The organism is Phenylobacterium sp. (assembly GCF_037189685.1).
GTDB lineage: Bacteria > Pseudomonadota > Alphaproteobacteria > Caulobacterales > Caulobacteraceae > Phenylobacterium.
Genome location: NZ_JBBCIT010000045.1, coordinates 1 through 19,014, shown reverse-complemented (window position 1 = coordinate 19,014; position 19,014 = coordinate 1). Strand labels below are relative to the sequence as shown.

21 protein-coding genes and 1 tRNA gene are annotated in these 19,014 nt (G+C 69.8%); 16 read left to right on the top strand and 6 right to left on the bottom strand.

Annotated features, from left to right (window positions below; genetic code table 11):
* Positions 1–60 precede the first annotated feature (60 nt).
* The 8 genes from WG212_RS21405 (at position 61) to WG212_RS21370 (ending at position 6,493) form a co-directional block, all read left to right on the top strand.
* Positions 61–2,748, top strand: a complete 2,688-nt coding sequence (locus WG212_RS21405) for a ParB/Srx family N-terminal domain-containing protein (protein WP_337189145.1) — start codon at positions 61–63, stop codon at positions 2,746–2,748.
* 3 nt (positions 2,749–2,751) lie between these two features.
* A complete protein-coding gene (locus tag WG212_RS21400) occupies positions 2,752–3,210 on the top strand; it encodes a hypothetical protein (protein WP_337189144.1) in 459 nt (152 codons plus the stop codon).
* 1 nt (position 3,211) lies between these two features.
* Positions 3,212–3,487, top strand: coding sequence for a hypothetical protein (locus tag WG212_RS21395; protein WP_337189143.1), 276 nt, complete (start codon positions 3,212–3,214; stop codon positions 3,485–3,487).
* Positions 3,484–3,810 carry a hypothetical protein gene (locus WG212_RS21390; protein ID WP_337189142.1) on the top strand — a complete coding sequence of 109 codons (327 nt, stop codon included), beginning with the start codon at positions 3,484–3,486 and terminating at the stop codon, positions 3,808–3,810. The genes WG212_RS21395 and WG212_RS21390 overlap by 4 nt, the downstream gene beginning before the upstream one ends.
* Positions 3,797–4,885, top strand: coding sequence for a tyrosine-type recombinase/integrase (locus tag WG212_RS21385; protein WP_337189141.1), 1,089 nt, complete (start codon positions 3,797–3,799; stop codon positions 4,883–4,885). The genes WG212_RS21390 and WG212_RS21385 overlap by 14 nt, the downstream gene beginning before the upstream one ends.
* A complete protein-coding gene (locus tag WG212_RS21380; protein WP_337189140.1) occupies positions 4,882–5,484 on the top strand; it encodes a hypothetical protein in 603 nt (200 codons plus the stop codon). The genes WG212_RS21385 and WG212_RS21380 overlap by 4 nt, the downstream gene beginning before the upstream one ends.
* 77 nt (positions 5,485–5,561) lie before the next feature.
* Positions 5,562–5,636: transfer RNA gene (locus WG212_RS21375), tRNA-Gly, on the top strand.
* Positions 5,637–5,872: 236 nt separating this feature from the next.
* Positions 5,873–6,493 carry a carboxymuconolactone decarboxylase family protein gene (locus WG212_RS21370; protein ID WP_337189139.1) on the top strand — a complete coding sequence of 207 codons (621 nt, stop codon included), beginning with the start codon at positions 5,873–5,875 and terminating at the stop codon, positions 6,491–6,493.
* A gap of 50 nt (positions 6,494–6,543) precedes the next feature.
* On the opposite strand, the gene WG212_RS21365 is transcribed toward WG212_RS21370, so the two are convergent.
* The 3 genes from WG212_RS21365 to WG212_RS21355 form a co-directional block, all read right to left on the bottom strand.
* The gene (locus WG212_RS21365; RefSeq protein WP_337189138.1) at positions 6,544–7,098 is read right to left on the bottom strand and encodes a VOC family protein; all 555 of its coding nucleotides are present in this window, start codon (positions 7,096–7,098) and stop codon (positions 6,544–6,546) included.
* A 10-nt stretch (positions 7,099–7,108) separates the two neighbouring features.
* A complete protein-coding gene (locus tag WG212_RS21360) occupies positions 7,109–7,768 on the bottom strand; it encodes a carboxymuconolactone decarboxylase family protein (protein ID WP_337189137.1) in 660 nt (219 codons plus the stop codon).
* 191 nt (positions 7,769–7,959) lie between these two features.
* Positions 7,960–8,403, bottom strand: a complete 444-nt coding sequence (locus WG212_RS21355) for a heme-binding protein (RefSeq protein WP_337189136.1) — start codon at positions 8,401–8,403, stop codon at positions 7,960–7,962.
* 142 nt (positions 8,404–8,545) lie between these two features.
* On the opposite strand from WG212_RS21355, the gene wrbA reads away from it, so the two are divergent.
* Positions 8,546–9,169, top strand: a complete 624-nt coding sequence (gene wrbA / locus WG212_RS21350; protein WP_337189135.1) for an NAD(P)H:quinone oxidoreductase — start codon at positions 8,546–8,548, stop codon at positions 9,167–9,169.
* On the opposite strand, the gene gcvA is transcribed toward wrbA, so the two are convergent.
* Positions 9,150–10,073, bottom strand: a complete 924-nt coding sequence (gene gcvA, locus WG212_RS21345; protein ID WP_337189134.1) for a transcriptional regulator GcvA — start codon at positions 10,071–10,073, stop codon at positions 9,150–9,152. The two genes, wrbA and gcvA, sit on opposite strands and share 20 nt — an antisense overlap.
* A 175-nt stretch (positions 10,074–10,248) precedes the next feature.
* Here gcvA and WG212_RS21340 point away from each other — a divergent pair, with 175 nt between their 5' ends.
* The 4 genes from WG212_RS21340 to WG212_RS21325 are packed head-to-tail and all read left to right on the top strand — an operon-like array spanning position 10,249 to position 14,793.
* A complete protein-coding gene (locus WG212_RS21340; protein WP_337189133.1) occupies positions 10,249–12,486 on the top strand; it encodes a TonB-dependent receptor in 2,238 nt (745 codons plus the stop codon).
* Between the two features lie 35 nt (positions 12,487–12,521).
* Positions 12,522–13,091: a VOC family protein gene (locus WG212_RS21335; protein ID WP_337189132.1), complete on the top strand. Its 570-nt coding sequence runs from the start codon at positions 12,522–12,524 to the stop codon at positions 13,089–13,091.
* Positions 13,092–13,099: 8 nt separating this feature from the next.
* Positions 13,100–14,476 carry an MFS transporter gene (locus tag WG212_RS21330; RefSeq protein WP_337189131.1) on the top strand — a complete coding sequence of 459 codons (1,377 nt, stop codon included), beginning with the start codon at positions 13,100–13,102 and terminating at the stop codon, positions 14,474–14,476.
* 26 nt (positions 14,477–14,502) lie between these two features.
* Positions 14,503–14,793: a putative quinol monooxygenase gene (locus WG212_RS21325; protein WP_337189130.1), complete on the top strand. Its 291-nt coding sequence runs from the start codon at positions 14,503–14,505 to the stop codon at positions 14,791–14,793.
* 232 nt (positions 14,794–15,025) lie between these two features.
* On the opposite strand, the gene WG212_RS21320 is transcribed toward WG212_RS21325, so the two are convergent.
* Positions 15,026–15,889 carry an SDR family NAD(P)-dependent oxidoreductase gene (locus WG212_RS21320; RefSeq protein WP_337189129.1) on the bottom strand — a complete coding sequence of 288 codons (864 nt, stop codon included), beginning with the start codon at positions 15,887–15,889 and terminating at the stop codon, positions 15,026–15,028.
* A 61-nt stretch (positions 15,890–15,950) separates the two neighbouring features.
* The gene (locus tag WG212_RS21315) at positions 15,951–16,745 is read right to left on the bottom strand and encodes an SDR family NAD(P)-dependent oxidoreductase (RefSeq protein WP_337189128.1); all 795 of its coding nucleotides are present in this window, start codon (positions 16,743–16,745) and stop codon (positions 15,951–15,953) included.
* Positions 16,746–16,909: 164 nt separating this feature from the next.
* Here WG212_RS21315 and WG212_RS21310 point away from each other — a divergent pair, with 164 nt between their 5' ends.
* The 3 genes from WG212_RS21310 to WG212_RS21300 form a co-directional block, all read left to right on the top strand.
* Positions 16,910–17,203, top strand: a complete 294-nt coding sequence (locus WG212_RS21310; protein ID WP_337189127.1) for a putative quinol monooxygenase — start codon at positions 16,910–16,912, stop codon at positions 17,201–17,203.
* Positions 17,204–17,207: 4 nt separating this feature from the next.
* Positions 17,208–18,431: an acyl-CoA dehydrogenase family protein gene (locus WG212_RS21305; protein ID WP_337189126.1), complete on the top strand. Its 1,224-nt coding sequence runs from the start codon at positions 17,208–17,210 to the stop codon at positions 18,429–18,431.
* A gap of 437 nt (positions 18,432–18,868) precedes the next feature.
* Positions 18,869–19,014 (top strand): hypothetical protein (locus WG212_RS21300; protein WP_337189146.1); only part of this gene is annotated, 146 nt, incomplete at its 3' end.

Below are 19,014 nucleotides of genomic sequence, written 5' to 3'. Positions count from 1 at the left end.
CGCGCCCCCCCACCCCCACCCGGACGACCTCCCCACAACATCACGAAGGCAGCACGCGCCATGAACGCGCATTCTCACCCCGACACCCTCACCCCCGAAGCGCTGGCCATCGCCGCCACCAACGGGGCCGTGCTTCGCGCGCTGCTGCGCGACGGCCCGATCGCCGGCGACGCCGCGGTCGCCAAGGCCGCCGGCGTCGCGCAGAAGAACGTCGGCCGCACGCTCAAGACCCTGCTGGACAAGGGCCTGGTCGAACGGCTCAACGGCCAGCCCGCCGGATGGGAGATCACCCGCGCAGGCCGCACCGCGATCCTGGCTATAGACGTCGCCCAGGGCCGCGCGGACCCGGCGCTCGCGTCGTCTGCGCCCGACCCGGACGCCGACCCCGACGCCCTGCTGCTCACCCACGCCCAACTGCGGCCCAACCCGCTCCAGCCGCGACGGCTGAACCTGGGCGATCCGGACGCCACGGGCGCCGACGCCGACGAGGACGGCGATGACGATCGCCGCACGCCCGACCGCAAGGCCCTGGACGAGCTGAAGGCCTCGATCGTCGCGGCCGGCGGCCTGCTGCAGAACCTGGTCGTCTTCCCCGCCGACGCCGACGGCGTCCATATGATCAGCGCCGGCGAGCGCCGCTGGCGCGCCATCGGCGAGCTGATCGCGGAGGGCATGTGGCCGGCCGACCGCCGCCTGCGCGCCCTCCAGCGCGACGCCACGCCCGGTCAGGTCAGCTTCCTGGCCCTGGTGGAGAACGGCCAGCACGAGCCGCTGAAGGAGCTGGAACAGGCCCGCGCCTACGCCGAGCTGACGCGCGAGACCGGCTGGTCCGCCCGCCACGCCGCGCACCAGACCGGCAAGTCGCCGCGCCTCGTCCAGGAACGACTCCAGGTCCTCGACCAGGCCGCGCCGGAAGACGTCGCCCGCCACGAGGCCGACCCCCGCGCGTTCACCTGGGAAGACCTCCGCAAGACTGTCCGCAAGCCCGGCGCGGCGCCCACGCCGGAGGTCCGCCAGATCGACGTCGAGGACGTGGGGCGGCCGTTCGAGCTGGATGCCCGCGATCGGGAGCTGCTGGCCTACAAGGCGGACTACTGTCGCAAGCTCAAGCCGGCCGGCCGACTCATGCTGGTGGAGCTGGCGGATCGCTTCCTGCACGCTGCAGACGAAGATCGTCGCGGGCGCGACGTGCGCGTCGCCCATGAACACCCCGGCACGGACAGCGGGTTCATCCTGGCGGGCGCGGGATTCTCCTGGTCGCCGGAGAATAGAGGCGGCTGGGCCTGCATCGCCGCCGCCTCCCTCGAATGGCTCCGCCTTCAGGGTCTCTTGCCTTACGGCGAAAACCGCGCCCCCGCCCTGCGGCGGGCCCGGCAGGAGGCCGGCGCCGCAGCCGACCGCATCGCGCGGGCCGAGGCCTCGGGAACCTACCTCACCCCGTGGCTCGATCCCGAATGGACGCCGCCCGCCAGACCGTCCAACTTCGGCGAGGCCCTGGAGCAGTTCACCGAGCACCGCGCCGCCGGCCAGCCGCTCGACCCGGACAGCCTTGGTCCCGCGGAGGACGTGGCGGAAAAGGAGGGCGCGACAGAAGGCGGCACATCAGCCACCAGCCTCATCGCGCTCCAGCGCCTGGCCCTGGCCGAACTGGCCCGCAAGCTGACCGTCGCCGGCGAGCATGGCGGGTGGGCGCGCGTCCGTCTCTACTGGCTCGACGCGACCTTCCTGGCGCTGAAGGACCTTGGCCTGATCGAGGTCACGCACAAACTTGAGAACGGCCCTCACGCCAAGTTGACCGACGCAGCGATCAGGGGCGCCGCCGCCAATCTCCTTGATCTTGGCCATTCCGGCCTCGCCATCTTGAGGCACGAGGCAAGGGCCCGGCTGAACGGGGCGGATTATTGCACCCCCTGGCTCAACGAGACCCCCGCCGACGCGGCGACCGACGCCGGCCTGCCGCAGGTCTCCCCCAGCAATATCGTCAACGCCCTCGGCGACGATGAGGATGACGAGGCCGAGGACGGTGCGCCTACGCACGACGATCTGGACGTTCAGGAGGACCTGACCGCCCGGCTGCTGCTGGAGGATGTCCGGGCGACCCTGGCCCGCACCCACACCGCCGCCGAGATCCGCGAGCTGCTGGGCCGCGCCTTCCTGCGCCGTCCATTCGCTGCAGGCGTCCAGGCGGACACCGCAGGAGTCATCTTCGACGGCGACAATGACGAAGTCGCTGTGGTGGACCACGATCGCCAGTCTCCTGACGATTTCGCCCGGGCCATCGCCGAGCTGGTGGCCTACGGGCTCAACCTTGCCAGCGGTTCCCGCGACGACACCCAGCCCCGCACCCCGATCGACGGCCTTGCGGTCGATCGGCTGGCCCAGGCCGCCGACGCGATCCAGCAGCTCCTGCTGCGAGAGATCGATCCGACGACCCCGCTCTTTGCCAAGGTCGAGGACCTCTACGCGTCGTTCTCCAGCGCCCTGAACGCCACCCGCACCGAGATCGAGGCCAGCAAGGCCGCGCCTCTGGCGGCCGAACCCCTCTTCGCCCTTCACGCCGGCGACCTGGTCAGCATTGGCGGCGAGGCCTCCGCCTATCGCTTGATCGAGACCGTGCGAGAGGGCGGCTACGGCGGCACGACCTTCCGCGCCCAGCAGGTGCGGCTGCCCACCTACAAGGACCACGGCCAGCCCCGCACCGTCACCCTGCACGCGATCCAGCGCGTCGTGCGCCAGGCGGAGGGCTGACAAATGCCCGACCGCCTCTACTACCCCCACGACTACACCGACGAGGTCGTGCCCTGCGACTGCACCCTGGGGGGCTGGGCCGAGTGGTTCTCGCGCCCCGATCCGGACTGGAACCGGCACGAGGCCGCCAAACCAGGTGACGTCTTCCTCTCCAGCGTCGCCGAGATCGAAGAGCTGAAGTGTGTCCGGGACCACGACGGCTGGCGCTGGGACCGGGCGGCCGAGTCCCGCCTGGTGCAGGCGCGGGCCGCCTTCTACCTGCGCCATGGCCAGGGCGCCGGCTGGTGGGCCGACAACAGCGGCGACACGGTGCGCGAGGTCCTGGAGACCTACGCCACCGACGCCACCCCCAACGCGCGGGCCTGGATCGCCGCCCTGACCGGGGCAGGCGAAGCCGAGCTGCGCTTCGAGATCGGCGACGACGGCCCGCGCCTGGTCGTCACGCCGGTCGGGAGGGCGTGACGTGAGCTACGTTCGCCCATATCCAGCACCGCTCCCGCTGGCGCCGCGGGAGACGGCGCCCTTCTTCGTGCTGATCCGCGCGTTCCAGCACCCCTTCGAAGAGAAGAAGGCCACAGTGTACGTGAAGGGCGGCGACTTCTTCCGTTCCCAGGGTGGCCTCACCGACGCTTGGGGGGCCAACTGGATCGGCATTGAGGCCGCCTCTGTCGACGACGCGCGCCTGAAGGCGCATGCATCCGAAGGAACCGCATGCCCGCGTTGGCATCTGGGACCATGACCCGCCGCGCGCCCGTCCAGATCCCGCCGCGCCTGCTCACCGCCGAACAGGCGGCGTCGTACCTCGGCTACGCCACCACGGGTGTGCTGGCGAACATCCCCGTCCGCCCCCGTCGCATGGCGCTGAGCGGCCCGGGATCGCAGCCGAAGTACGACCGCGCCGAGCTGGACGCTTGGCTGGACGGCCTCGCCGGGCTTAGCGTGCCCGCCGCCTCGAACGACGGGGCAGGCCAGGGGGCGGGCCGAGGTCCGAGCGGGGGAGCCGACGATGCCGACGCAGCCTTCGCGGCGTGGAAGGCGGGGAAAGCCGGTGGCGCCGGTTAAGCTGCCCGGCGCGCACCGCGTCACCTGGCCGCTCGCCGGCGGCGGGCTGGCCATCTACTGGTATCGGCGGCGCGGGCAGGGGCCGGCCATGATCGCCTTCCGCGGCGCGACGCCGGGCGAGGCGCTGCGGGCCGAGGCCGAGGCCGTCCAGGACATCATCGCCGCCTACCAGGCGGCGCCCGCGCCGCCGCCCGCCCAGGTGCTGCGCGACCTCGTCACCCGCTACAAGGCCGCGCCCGACGGCTGGCTGCGCACTGCCGAGTCCACCCGCGCTACCTGGGCGCCGTGGCTGGACGCCATCGTGGCCGAGTGGGGCGACCTGCCGCTCAAGGCCCTGGCCGCCCGCGGCATGCGCGCCGAGATCCTGGCCTGGCGCGACCGGTTCGCGGCCACGCCCCGGGCGGCCGACACCGGCGTCCAGGTGCTGAACCGCGTGCTGAACTGGGGGGTCGGGCGCGAGCTGGCCGACAAGAACCCCGCCGCGGGGATCGAGGCGCTGTGGACGTCGAACCGCGCCGACGTCATCGTCACCCCGGCCGAGCTGGACGCGATCTGCGCCGCCGCCACGCCGGCCGGCGCCCGCGCCTTCCGCCTCGCCGCCCAGAGCGGCATGCGCCGCGGCGACCTGATCACCCTGACCTGGGCCGAGGTGTCCGACTTCTACATCGACCGCCCGGCCAACAAGTCGCTGTCGGGCCGCCGGCTGCTGGTTCCGCTGACGGCCGCCGCCCGGACGCTGCTGGCCGATCTCCGCGCCCGCAACAAGGCCAGCAAGACCCCGTCCACCTACGTACTCACGCACAGCCGCGGCGGGCCGTGGCAGAAGGACGGCCTGGGCGTCACCTGGAACCGGGCCGTGAAGAAGGCCCTGGGCGAAGACGCCGACAAGCACTTCCACGATCTGCGCGGCACGGCCGTCACCGGCTTCTGCCAGGTGCCCCTGACCGACGAGGAGATCGCCGATATCATGGCCTGGGAGCCCGAGCGCGTCCGCGCCATCCGCAAGCGCTACGTCGATCGCAACCGGATCGTGGAAGGCATCATCGCCCGGATCGAGAAGGCGGAGGGGAAATGAGCGATCCAGCCGAAGGCATGATTGCATGGGTCCGTGAGCTGCATCGGATGGCCGCTACGTCGGCGATAGACGCGGGCAGCCGGCTCGCGACCTGGTTGGTGATCGGGAACGCCGGCGCCCTGGCCCTCGCGTACAACGGGGTGCTTCAAGGCACGGCATGCGACCTGAGGGTGATGTCCTCCGCCGTGACTTGGTTCGGGGCGGGTTTGGCCCTGGCCTTTCTGGGGGTCGTGGCGGGTGTGGTTAGCACGCTCGTGACGATCGCGTTTCTGAGCCGATCGATCGGCTCCATCGACACCTACCGCCTCAACGAGCACGCGATCGAAGAACTGGAGACTGAGGGCATAGAGGTCCCGGACGAGAATCCGCTGAAAGCAGGGCAGAAGGACGCCGCGGAGGGCTTCCAGCGACTCTTGGCGGAGGAGGCGAGAATCCGGTGGGTCGGCCCGACCATAAGCATCGCGTTGTTCGCGGCGTCAGGCGCTGCGTTCATCGGAGGCGTTGTGGCGCCGGTCGGAAAGCCGCAGGTGTTCGAGTCCTGCGCAGGCAGGGACGTCGGACCCAGCAAGGCCCTTGCGGACGGGGCGCGCCACCGCTAACGGAGAACGCGGCCGGAACGCTGGGTGTAAAGGTCCCTGTAAAGCGTCTCGATCCGACCAAGCTAAGCGCTTGAAATGCGGGTGTAGTTCAGAGGTAGAACGTCAGCTTCCCAAGCTGAATGTCAGGGGTTCGATTCCCCTCACCCGCTCCATTCTTCAGGTCCCGTTCCCGAAGCCGGGCGCTCTGCCCGGCCAGCCTCGCAGGCGTCTGCGGGGGAGGGCTCTGGCTGTCGAAGGTCGGCAATGGCCGGACGGGGACGTCCGACGGTGCGCCAAACCAATTTGCCGAACGGCCAAGTATTTCTGCTTTGCCGATTGCGGGGCCGGCTTCCTAGCGTGGGGGTCGGAGAGGGCGGGCGCTCGGGGCGCCCCGCGGGGAGGTCCGGCCATGCCCAGGGTTGAGCTCGTATCGCGTGCGGACGTCAGTGCGGACATCGTCCATCTCTACGATCAGGTGTTCGGCCCCGAGCGTGATCCGGTCTCCGAGCCCGGCACCGTCAGCGGCACGCCGGGGAACTGGTGGACGGCCTGGGCCAACGTCCCGGGCATCCTCAAGGCCTTCAGCGCCTTCCCGATGGCGGAGGCCAGCCTGGACCCGAAGCTGCGCGAACTGGCGATCCTGCGGACCGGCTACGCCCGCGGCAGCCGCTTCGTCTTCTCCCAGCATTGCAAGGCCGCCCGGCGCGTGGGGCTGGACGAGGCGAAGATCGAGGCCGTGCCCTACTGGACCCTGGCCGATTGCTTCAGCCGACTTGAGCGCGCCGCCCTGGCGTTCGTGGACGGCATGATCCTGGAAGGCGGGCGGGTCCACGACAGGGTGGTGGAGACGCTTCGCGCGGACCTCAGCGACGAGCATCTCCTGATGCTGACCTACTTCGTCAACATGTACGCCCTGCACGCCACCTCCACCAAGGCGCTGCGGCTGGAGTACGACGACGTGGCGGAGCGGGTCGTCGAGATCCCGGCCCCGGAGACGCCCGGCGTGCAGGACGGGCGAGGGCCGGGCTGAGGGCGGCGGCCGCCGTCTTCCGCCCCGCGATCGTCCTCGCCCCTTGGGGGTCAGGCGGTCGCGGCTTCCCGGCGGTCCACGTCGACAGCCGGGGCGGCGGCGTCCTCCGGCGTGAAGGGGCGCGCCCAGGCGGCGAGCTCCAGACGGATGCCGTCGGGATCGTGGAAGTAGATCGAGCGTACGAAGGTCGTCGCGTTGACCTCGGGGCTGATCGTCCGCGGCGAGTCGTCGTGGTTCACGACCGGCGTCACCTCGATCCCGGCGTCGACCAGGCGCTGGCGGTAGAGTTCGAGGTGCTCGGGCGCCACATCGATGGCCAGGTGGTTCATGGAGCCGTGGGCCGAGACGCCGCCGCCGCGGCTGGCCTGGACGACCCCCGGCTGCGCCTCGGGCGCCTCGGGGAACCAGAAGAAGGCGATGGAGGTGTCGTTCCCCGCATCGAAGAAGAAGTGCTGGCCCTTGCCGTCGGGCAGGTTCAGCGTCTTGATCAGCGGCATCCCCAGGATGTCCCGGTAGAACTCGACCGTCCTGGCCATGTTGCGGCAGACGAGCGCCAGGTGGTTGATACCCCGGAACTCGAAGCCGGCTCGGTTGCTCTCGGACATTTTCGCCTCCCTAGGGCGACGCGGCCGCCGGGGCGGCGGAGCCGCTCCATTTCGGGTCGCGCCAGTCTTGAACGCCCCCGTCTTCCGGGGCGGGGATCTCCACGATGCGCTCCGGGACGTTGTCGTACTCCATGCGCAGCGCCTTCGACGAGATGGCGTGCATCCCGTACAGGTTCACGAGATAGGTGAGGACGAGGATCTCCTCGTCGCTCAGGTGGGCTCTCAGCGCCGCGAACACGCGATCGTGCACGCGGCCGGCCTCCAGCATCATGCCGTCCACATAGGCCAGCACCGCCCGCTCGACCGGCGAGAAGACGCCCTCGGCCAGCGTCCAGCAGGGCACGGCGGCGATCTTCGCCTCGTCCACGCCCTCGCGTCGGGCGGCCTTGCAGTGCTGGGAGAAGACGAACTGGCTGGCCCGCACATAGCCGGTGCGCATCAGCGCCACCTCGCGCAGGCGTGGATCGACCGGCGCCTCGCGGTAGGCGTAGGCCCGCATCGCCCGCAGCACGTCCGGCACGCGCGCCCAGGTGGTCCACCAGTCGCCGGGCGTGCCCGTGGAGGTGCCGGGCTCGGCGACGGGATCGCGCCCCGGTCCGAACCAGGCGTCGTAGATATCCGCGATCTCCGGCGGCGCCTCGTCGCGCGATACAGGCTTTGTACGAGGCATTCCGAACTCTCCGATCCCAATGCTCCGACCCCGAACTCTCCCACCCGGGGCCGGCGGCGTCCGAAGCGGCTTGCCCTGGAGGTCGGCGCGCTCGGATTCGAGTAGCACGCGGGTTCCGGCCCCCTGTAGCGAGAAGAATTCGTCCGACCGACAAGCCTGATTTGTCAGACCCTTGCGGCTTTCCGGGCCTGTCAGGCGAAGGCGGCCAGCGCCGCCTCGGCCACCTGCATGTCCTGGTGATAGTGGCCCCCGCTGACCCCGATCCCGCCGACCACCGTCTCCTCGTGCCGGATCGGGTAGCCGCCGCCGAAGACGACCAGCCGCGGCGTGTGGACGATGCCGTGGAGCAGGGGCGGGTCGTCCTTGATGAAGTCGTGCCAGCCGTGCGTCGGGATGCCGAAGGAGACGGCGGTGTAGGCCTTGTCCTGGGCGATGCCGACGCTCAGCAGGGCGGCCCCGTCCATGCGGGAGAAGGCCTTCAGGACGCCCGACTCGTCGACCACGGCGATGCACATCGGCACGCCGATCTCCCGCGCCTTGGCCTCGGCCGCCGCCACCAGGCCCTGGGCCGCCCCGGCCGTGATCGAGGCCTTGGTCACCACCTTCACCGCCATCGCCGGCGCCTCCTCCATCATCGTGTTGTCCGGCCGCTCTAGCGGATTTGTGCGGGGGGTCCCGGTCAAAAAGATTCGCCGTTGGGCTGAATAATTTTGGGGGCGGACGTCGCGGCGCCCGTGCCATCGTCGCCGCAAAACAGGGGACGAGCCTGGGGGAAACATGAGCTGCCGCATCCTGATCGCGTTCTACTCGCGCAACGGCTCGGTCGAGGCGCTGGCCCGTGCGATCGCCCAGGGCGCCGAGGCCGAGGGCGCCGAGGTGCGGCTTCGGCGCGCGCGGGAGTTGATCGGCCCCGAGATCATGGCCCGAGTTCCGGGCTGGGCCGAGACGGCGGGGCGGATGAACGCGCTCTATCCCGAGCCGACGATCGAGGACGCCCAGTGGGCCGACGGCCTGGTCCTGGGCGCGCCTACCCGCTTCGGCGCGCCGGCTTCGGAACTGCGCGCCTGGGTCGACACCCTGGGGCCCCTGTGGCTGTCGGGCGCGCTGAAGGACCGGGCGGGGGCGGCCTTCACCTCGACCTCCACGCCGCATGGCGGCACCGAAGCCACGCTCCTGTCGATGTATCCCACCCTGGCCCACCTGGGCCTGATCATCGTGCCGAACGGCTACGGCGACCCGACGAACCTCGTAGCCGGCACGCCCTACGGCGCCTCGTCCGTCTCCCACGGGGCGAAGAAGGAGCCGCCGACCGCCGACGACCTCAAGGTCGCCGAGCTGCAGGGCCGGCGCGTGGCGCGGATCGCCGCGGCGCTGGCGGCGGCTAGGCCTGCGGCAGGCTGAGTTCCGCCCGCAGCCAGTCGCGGAAGGCGCGCAGGCGTTCGGTCTGGGCCATGCGCGGAGGATAGACCAGCCAGTAGGCGATCTTGCTGGTGATCTCGAGGTCGAACGGCGAGACCAGCAGGCCCGAGTCCAGGTAGGCGTCCACCAGCGGGCGGCGGCCGATCACCACGCCCAGCCCCTCGATGGCCGCGGTCATGGCCAGCTGGATCGTGTCGAACCGCAGGCCGTGATTGGGGTCCACGCCTGTCGTGTCCAGTCCCTGACTCCGGGCCGCGTCCAGCCAGTCGGGCCAGCCCTCGGGCGTGCGTGACACGATCAGCAGGGTCTGGCTCGCCAGGTCGGCCGGCGAGACCAGGGGGCCGCCCGCCTGAAGCAGCCCCGGCGCGCAGACGGGGAACATGACCTCGGGCACCAGGCGTTCGGCCATCATCCCGGGCCAGGCGCCTTCGTGCAGGCCGGCGCGGATGGCGACGTCGGCGCCGACGTTCCTGAGCTCGCCCGGATCGCCGAAACGGACGCTGGTGTTGATCTCCATCTCGAGGTCGGGATGGGCGATGTGGAACTGGAGCAGGCGGGGCACCAGGAAGTTGCTGGCGAAGGTCGGCAGGCTGTTGACCACCAGCCGCTGGCGTCCGGTCTCGCGCGAGAGGCGGTCGGCGCCTTCCTTGAGCATCTCGAAGGCCCCGCTGACCGCGGACAGGAAGTCGGAGCCGCAGCGCGTGAGCTGAAGGTTCCGGGTCGAGCGCGAGAACAGCTCGACTTCGAGATGTTCCTCCAGCGCCCGGATCTGGTGGCTGACCGCCGCAGGAGTCACGTTGAGCTCGTCGGCCGCCTCCTTGACATGGCCCAGGCGCCCGACGGCCTCGAACGCTCGGAGCGCGGTGAGCGGAGGAAGTCGCTTCATGCGCGCCATCCTGATGATGAGGCGCCGCCCGTCAATCGGGTCGTGCGTCCGGCAAATTCCGTTTGGCTCGCGTCCAAACATTTCTGGTTGGGCGGTTCGTCGGCCTGTCCCTTAGGATTCTACCCGTCGCACAGAGCCCGGCGCGAACCGGGCCAAACAAGGGGGAAGCGGGAATATGAACCTCTCGAGAGCGCTGTCGTCGGCTTCATTCGCCGTGCTTGCGGCCGCCATCGCCATGCCGGCCCATGCCCAGGGGCAGGCGTCCGAGGGCCATGCGATCGAAGAACTCGTGGTGACCGCCCGGATGCGCGCCGAGTCACTGCAGGAGACGCCGGTGGCCGTGACCGCCGTCACCTCGGCGCAGCTCGAGAAGATGTTCGTTCAGGACCTCTCGGACCTGACGCGCGCCGCGCCCAACTTCACCATCGAGGGCGTGGGCGCCATCCACCGCAACGCCTCGGTCGCCTACTCGCGGGGCATCGGCTACCAGGGCGTGGATCAGGCCATCGACCCCAGCGTCGGCATCGCTGTGGACGGTGTGTTCTACACCCGCAATATCGGCGCGCTGCAGAGCACCTTCGACATCCAGCAGGTCGAACTTCTGCGGGGGCCGCAGGGGACGCTGTTCGGCAAGAACACGACCGGCGGCGTGGTGAACATCACCACCAAGAAGCCCGGAAACGCCTATTCGTTCGACGGCATGCTTCGCGTGGGCAACTTCGGGCGGGCGGACGCCGCCTTCGCCGCGGACATGCCGGTCAGCGAGACGCTGTCGTTCCGCCTTTCGGGCACGCGCCAGAAGTCATCCGGCTACATGCGCAACGACTACCTCAATCCGCAGGGGCTGCGGACGGTGGAGAAGTGGCTGGCGGGCGACGATATCCAGGCCATCCGCGCGGCGGTCCGCTGGAACGCCACCGACCGGCTCGAGATCAACGCCAGCTACGCCTACGTGAAGGATCGCAGCGACTCGGTGGGCGGCGTGAACGCCTCGTTCCCCACCGACGCCTTGTCCCGCGCGGGCCGACCCGGCTTCGGTTTCCCCGGCGGTCCGACGGACCCCTTCGTGACCATGCGGAACTTCCCCAGCGGCGACTTCCAGGACACCTGGGCCGGCACGGTCAACGCGGCCTATGACGGCGACGGCTTCCGGATCGTCTCGGTCAGCGGGATCGTGCGCAGTTCGAACTTCTCGTACAGCGACTTCGACGTCAGCGACCTGTCGTTCTTCGAGACCACCGCCAGCAAGCGGCACAAGCTCATGTCGCAGGAGGTCCGGGTCGAGTCCGACACCGAAGGCCCGTTGCAGTGGGTGGCCGGCGCCTATGTGGGACGGACCAAGTGGGACTCGGACCAGATCTTCTTCCTGGCCACCCAGACCTATGAGGCCTCGGCGCAGAAGGAGAAGACGGCCGGCGGCTTCGCCCAGTTCGACTTCGCCGTGACCGACCAGCTCACCTTGACCGCCGGCGGGCGTTACTCCTGGCAGGAGAAGGACTTCACGCGGCGTCTCCAGCGGCCGATCCCCCTGTTCGCCGCAACCCCCGCCCTCGAGGCGTCCGAGGACTGGTCGCGCTTCACCTATCACCTGAGCGCGAACTACAAGATCAACGCCGACGCGATGGTCTATGCGAGCTATTCGACCGGCTTCAAGTCGGGCGGGTTCAACTCGCGCGCGGCGTCACAGGCCACCATCGGCCCGTTCGAGCCCGAAAAGGCCAAGGCGTTCGAGGTGGGGCTGAAGTCGGACTGGTGGGACAATCGCCTGCGGGTGAACGTCGCCGCGTTCTGGAACAACTACAGCGACCTGCAGATCTCCACCTTCCGGCCCGCCGCCAGCGGCTCGGGCGAGGAGCAGGTGGTGGCCAACAACGCCAACCAGCGCGCCCGAGGCGTCGAGTTCGAGGTCACGGTCCTGCCGATCGAGAACCTGACGGTCAGCGCCTCTGTGGGTTACCTGGACTCCAAGTACACCAGCTTCGTGGCCAATCTGTCGGGCGGCGCCGCGACGCCGGCCAACCCCTGCGGCGGCCTGCAGGACCGGTCGCAGAAGGGACCGTGCTACCTGGAGCCCACCCGGGTCCCCGACATCACCAGCCGGATCGACGTGTCGTACGACTTCGACCTGGCGAACGGCGCGACCCTCACGCCCAACGTGGCCTGGTCGCACGAGGGGGCCCACTTCACCGACACCCTCAACGCGCCCCAGGGCTACCAGAAGGCCTACAACATCTGGGACGCCAGCATCACCTATGTCGAACCCAAGGGCCGGTGGCGGGCGTCGCTATGGGGCAAGAACCTCGGTGACGTGGCGCACCGCCTGTCGGTGGTGCCGACGGCGGGCGTGCTGACCCAGCTGTACTTCGCCGAACCCCGGACCTACGGCCTCGAACTGCGGGTGAACCTCGACTAGGGACGGGGGGACGGGAAGCCGGAAGGAGGCGAGCGATGTCCGACGAGCCGATGCAATACTGCGGCGTGAACCATGTGGCCCTGGTCTGCCGCGACATGGCCGAGACGGTGGACTTCTACCAGAACGTCCTGGAGATGCCGCTGGTGAAGACGCTGGATCTGCCGGGCGGTCGCGGCCAACACTTCTTCTTCGACTGCGGGGAGGGCGCCACCGTCGCCTTCTTCTGGTTCCCCAACGCGCCGCCGGCCGCGCCGGGCGTGGCCTCGATGCACCCGGACTACCGGACGGTGGGATCACAGACCGCCCACGCCTCGATGAACCACCTGGCCATCAGCGTTCCGCTCGAGAAGTTCGACGAGTACGCCCGGCGGCTGCGCGACAAGGGAGTCGAGTTGCGGGTGCTGAACCACGAGGACACCGAGGCCCACGGCAACGACAAGGTCACCGAGCAGACCTGGATCCGCTCGATGTATTTCCGCGACCCGAACGGCATCCACATGGAGCTGGCGGCGCTCACCCGCGCCTGGCGGCCGGACGACGTGAAGCACGATCCGGTCGACGCCCAGGGCCGCAAGACGCCGCTGGCCCGCCACGCCACGGCCTAGGCGGGCGCATGACCGCAACGTCTCCTCCGGGGATCGGAGGCCTGGGCGATCCGTTCCCGCCGCGCGCCTACGCCTGGTTCGTGGTGGGCGCGCTGTCGCTCCTCAACATGGTCTCGTATGTCGAGCGGCAGATCCTCACGCTGCTGTTCGGGCCGATCAAGCAGGACTTCCGGCTCAGCGACACGGAAGTCAGCCTGCTGGCCGGCGCGGCGTTCGTGATCTTCTACGTGCTGTTCGGCCTCCTGTTCGGCCGCCTGGCGGACCGTTCGAACCGCAAGCGGATCATCATGATCGGCGCGGTCTTCTGGGGCCTGGCGACGACGGCCTGCGGACTGGCGCAGAACTTCATCCAGCTCTTCGTCGCGCGCATCTCGGTGGGCGTGGGCGAGGCCTCGCTGGGGCCGGCGGCGCTCTCGACCATCAGCGACTACTTCCCGCGAGAGCGGCTCGCCCGCGCCATCAGCCTGTACACCGGGGCCCAGTATGCGGGCGCCGGCCTGGCGCTGGTGATCGGGGGGCTGGCCATCCACATCGTCGCCGGGCTGCCGCCGCTGGACCTTCCGGGGTTGCCGCCCTTGCGGCCCTGGCAGATGACGTTCGTGATCGTGGGACTGGGCGGGCTCCTGGCGCTGGTCCCCATGCTGTTCGTCCGCGAGCCGGTCCGGCGGGGCGTGACCCGGGTCGCGGCGGGCGGGGACGCCGCCGCCCGATCCGAACTGCTCGCCTTCCTCGGCGCCAACCGGCGGATGTTCGTCGCCCACTTCTCGGCCTTCGCGATCACCTCGATGCTGGGGTTCGGTACGGTGGCCTGGGTTCCATCCTTCTTCATCCGGGTCCACGAATGGGCGCCGCAGGACGTGGGCTATGTTTACGGCGGCGTCCTGGCGGTGATGGGTGCGGCCGGAGTCGTCGCCGGAGGGCGCATCGCCGAATGGATGGAATCCAGAGGCGTCGCCGACACCTACTTCGTCCTGCCGATGATCTCGCTCAGCGCCACGGCGGTCTTCCTGATCTCGGCGCTGCTGCTGGCGCCGAACGCCGGGATCGCCCTGGGCCTGCTGGCGGTCTCGACCTTCCTGTCCAGCGTCCCGGTCTCGCTGATCATCACCGCGCTCCAGGCCGTCAAGCCCAACCAGCTCCGGGGCCAGGTCACCGCCGTCTATTTCTTCGTCGCCAACATCCTGGGGGTGGCGTCCGGGCCCACCATCGTGGCGCTGCTCACGGACTATGTCTTCCGCGACGAGATGGCGGTGGGGCTTTCGCTGGCGACGGCCAGCGCGGTCATCACGCCCATCGTCGTGTTCATCCTGGCGCTTGGCCGCCCCGGACTGCGCGAAAGCCTTGCGCGCGCGGCCGAACTGTACGCTGAGCCGTCAAAACCCTGATTGTCCGCGTCCTGAAAGGAGCTCCCATGGCCCTCGGCCTCATCGCCCGCGTCTCCATCACTCCCGGCAAGGAGTCCGAGTTCGAGGACCTGTTCGCCTGGCAGGCCGAACAGGTCCGGGCGAACGAACCGGGCAACAAGCTCTACCGGCTGTTCCGCGACCGCGAGAAGGCGGGCGGCTACATCGTGATGGAGATCTATGACGACGAGGCCGCGCTGGCCGCGCACCGCGAAGCCGAACACATGAAGGCCAACCGGCCGAAGGTCGCGCCCCTGATCGCCGCGCCGACCGTCCTGGAGCTCTACGACGCGGTCTGATCCGCGATCCGGCCAACCCGAAACCGGCCTGTCCCGGGACCCGACCTCCCCGAAGTCGGCCGGCAGCCGGTCGCCGCCCCTGGAGCGGGCCGGGCCTGGTGTCGCGGCGCCCCGACACGCGACGTCGACGTCCGGCCGATACGCCCTGGCGGCGGGCGTCCCGGCGCTCGACCCCCGCGGCTCGTCCCGGCGGCGAGCGCCGGGACGTTTCCTCTCCCGCCGCCTGGCGGGGTCAACCGTCGCCGGCCATGAAGGCGTCGAAGCGGGCCTTCCAGTCGGGATGCCAGCGCGAGAGCGCCGGCCGGTTCTCGATCAGGTCGCCCATCGCCCAGGCCATCCGCTTCTCGTCGGTGGCGCGGTCCACGTCGTTGTCGGGGCAGAGGATGTAAAAGTCGCCGCGGGCGAGGCTGGCCAGCATGAACTCGACCACCTCCTCGGGCGTCCAGGCGGCCGGCGGCTTCTGCGGCAGTCGGGCGGCGGTCATGCCGGTATAGGTGAAGCCCGGGACCAGCAGGTGGGCGCTGACCGGGCAGCCGTCCAGGCTGCGCAACTCGTGCTGCATCGCCTCGGCGAACGCCTTCACCGCGGCCTTCGAGACGTTGTAGGCGGCGTTGCCGGGCGGGCTGGTGATCCCCTGCTTCGAGCCGGTGACGACGACATAGGCCGGCTTCGCCTGCTCCACCATCCCTGGCAGGAAGGCCTGGGCGCCATCGACCACCCCCCACAGGTTCACCGCCATCAGGCGACGCCAGGCGTCGGGGTTCTTCCAGGTCCCGCCGGGATTGAGGCCCATCGCCGCGTTCAGCATCAGCACGCCGACATGCCCGTACTGATCGAAGACCGCCTCGCTCAGGCCCGCGAGGGCGGAGGGGTCGGAGACGTCGGTGGGGAAGGCCGCGGCCCGCCCGCCCGCGGCGCGGATGTCGGCCAGCGCCGTGTCGAGCGCCTCCCCCGGCAGGTCGGCGAGGGCCACGGGAAGGCCCAGGGCGGCGAAGCGCTTCGCGGCGGCCAGGCCGATGCCGCTGGCCGCGCCGGTGATCACGCAGGCCCCGCCGCCGGCCAGCGGCGGCAGGGCGCGATAGTCGGTCTCGCTCATGTCCCCACCCTAGAGGACGACCCGGCCGGCTTGAAGCGCGCCGGCCGGGCGGATGGCGGGATCAGCGCGGGGCCATGCGGATGGCGCCGTCCAGACGCACGGTCTCGCCGTTCAGGTAGCCGTTGCGGAGCATGGTGACGGCCAGGTCGGCATATTCCTCGGCGTGGCCCAGGCGCTTGGGGAAGGTCACCGAGGCGGCGAGGCCGGCGTAGACCTGCGGCGCGCGGGTCTTCAGGCCGCCCAGCATCGGGGTGTCCATGATGCCCGGCAGGATGGTGTTGATGCGGATGCCGTCGCCCGACAGGTCGCGGGCGATGACCAGGGTCATGCCCTTGATCGCCGCCTTGGCCGCCGAATAGGCCACCTGCCCGATCTGGCCTTCCTCGGCGGCCACCGAGCCGGTGTTGACGATGGCGCCGCGGTCGCCCGTCTCGTCGGGCTCCAGGTTGGCGATCATCCCGGCCGCGCTCTTCACGATGCAGCGGAAGGTGCCGACCGTATTCAGCTCCAGCACGTAGGAGAAGTCCGAGACCTTGAACGGGACGACCTCGCCGGTCTCCTTGTTCTTGCCGACGGTCTTGCCGCCGCGGCCGCCGCCGGCGCAGTTGACCAGGATGCGCTCCTGGCCGTGGGCGGCGCGGGCCTTCTCGAAGCCGGCGTCCACCGAGGCCTCGTCCATCACGTTCACCTGGCAGAACAGCGCCCCCGTTTCCTTCGCCGCGGCTTCGCCGGTCTCGGCGTTGAAGTCGAAGATGGCGACCTTGACGCCCAGGCCGCGCAGGGCCTGCACGGTGGCCTTGCCCAGGCCGGACGCGCCACCGGTGACGATCGCGGCGACGGAGCTGTCGAGTTTCATGGTCTGCTTCCTCCAGGATTCGTCACGGCCTTAGCATGGCCGGCCGATGACGTAGGGCCAGCCTTCGGGGACCAGCCTTCCGGCGCCGGGTCCGCCCACATCCGTCTTGCTCCCGGCGGGCGAGGCCTCTACCGTCCGTTCAAACATCTGTTGGGAGGACCCGCATGACCATCGGCGTGATCGCGACGCTCAAAGTGCAAGAGGGCAAGGGCCCCGAGTTCGAGGCCATCTTCACCGAGCTCGCCAAGCAGGTGCGCGCCAATGAGCCGGGCAACCTCGCCTACCAGCTCACCAAGAGCCGCACCGAGCCCAACACCTACAAGGTGCTGGAGCTGTACAAGGACCAGGAGTCCCTGACGCTCCACGGCGGCACCGACTACTTCAAGGCGGCCGGCCCCAAGCTGGGCGGCGTGCTGGGCGGCCGCCCGGAGATCGAATACCTCGACGGCATCGGGTGATCCCATGAACCTCGACTTCTCGCCCGAGGACCTGGCCTTCCGCGACGAGGTCCGCGCGTTCATCGCCGAGGCCTTCGACGATGAGATGCGGGCCAAGCTGGCCCAGTCCAAGAACCACCACCTCGACAAGGTCTCGCAGGTCCGCTGGCTGAAGCGGCTGGGCGAGAAGGGCTGGATCGCCCCCGACTGGCCCGAGGCGTACGGCGGCACGGGCTGGAGCCTGGGCAAGAAGTACGTCTTCGACATGGAGATGGCGCTGGCCGGCGCGCCCTCCACCAGCAACATGGGGCTGAAGATGTGCGCCCCGGTGGTGATGGCCTTCGGCACCGACGAGCAGAAGAAGCAGCACCTGCCCAAGATCCTCACCACCGACGTCTGGTGGTGCCAGGGCTATTCCGAGCCGGGCTCGGGCTCGGACCTCGCCTCGCTGGCGCTGAAGGCCGAGCGGGACGGGGACCACTACGTCCTGAACGGCTCCAAGACGTGGACCACGCTGGCCCAGTGGGCCGACTGGATGTTCTGCCTGGTGCGCACGTCGAACGAGGACATCCGGCAGAAGGGCATCAGCTTCCTGCTCATCGACATGCGGACGCCGGGCATCACCATCCGGCCGATCCCCACGCTCGACGGCCCGGCCGAGGGCGAGCAGGAGGTCAACGAGACCTTCTTCGACAACGTCCGCGTGCCGGTCTCCAACCGCATCGGCAAGGAAGGCGAGGGCTGGACCTACGCCAAGTACCTGCTGCAGTTCGAGCGCGGCAACGCCTATGCGCCGGGCCTCCAGGCCCAGCTCAAGAAGGTGCGCAAGATCGCCGGCCTGGAGCGGTCGGACGGCGGCGGGGCGATGATGAGCGACCCCGACTTCCGCAAGAAGCTCAGCGAGGTCGAGATCAAGGTCGAGGCGCTGAACGCCACCGAGCTGCGCATCTTCGCCGGCCGCGCCAACGGCGACGCCATGGGCGCCGTCTCGTCCATGCTGAAGCTGGAAGGCAGCCAGATGCAGCAGGCGATCACCGAGCTCGCGCTGGAGGCCGCCGGCGTCTACGCCCAGCCCTTCGTGCAGGACACCTGGGACATGCTCCGTCCCGGCGGCAACACCTTCCGCGCCGGCCCCGACTACGCCGCCACGGTGGCGCCGCACTACTTCAACTACCGCAAGACCTCGATCTACGCTGGCTCGAACGAAATCCAGCACAACATCATGGCGAAGATGGTCCTTGGGCTGTAGCAAGCGGTTTCAGAGAACTTCGGTCGGTTTCAACGCGTTGCCGCCGAGAAGCGGAAGCCCGTTGTGATTCCGTCAGCGGGCCGAAGGCCGCCAGGTCGCCTATCCCGACCGGGACGTCCGCGGCCTTGAGCTGCGGAGGCGAGCCGTTGCGGCCCTCCGCCGCTCGTTCATTTCATATATCCGATCCGCTCATAGGCGGCTGACGCCTCACGGCGGGCGCATCGCTCATGAGCCAATGAAGACGGCGCATGTGCCGCGTGGTCAGCTCCGTCCGCTACCTCGGCGCCAGAAAGAACGAGGCTCGCAGACGCCGAAGGCGGACCCGTGCGTTCCCGGACGGACGACGCGCTCACGCACCGCTCATCGTTGCGGAAATGCACTTCAAGCTGTGCAAATCTGCAATGTGCCGGACATGGGACGGCTGTTACGCCTCGGCCATGACGCGAGAGATCGATCATTACATAGGCGGCGCGGCGTTTGCGGGGGCTTCGGGGCGGTGCGGCGATGTCTTCGACCCGAACACGGGTGAGGTTCAGGCCCGGGTGCGACTGGCGACGGCGGGGGAGGTGGACCGTGCGGTGGC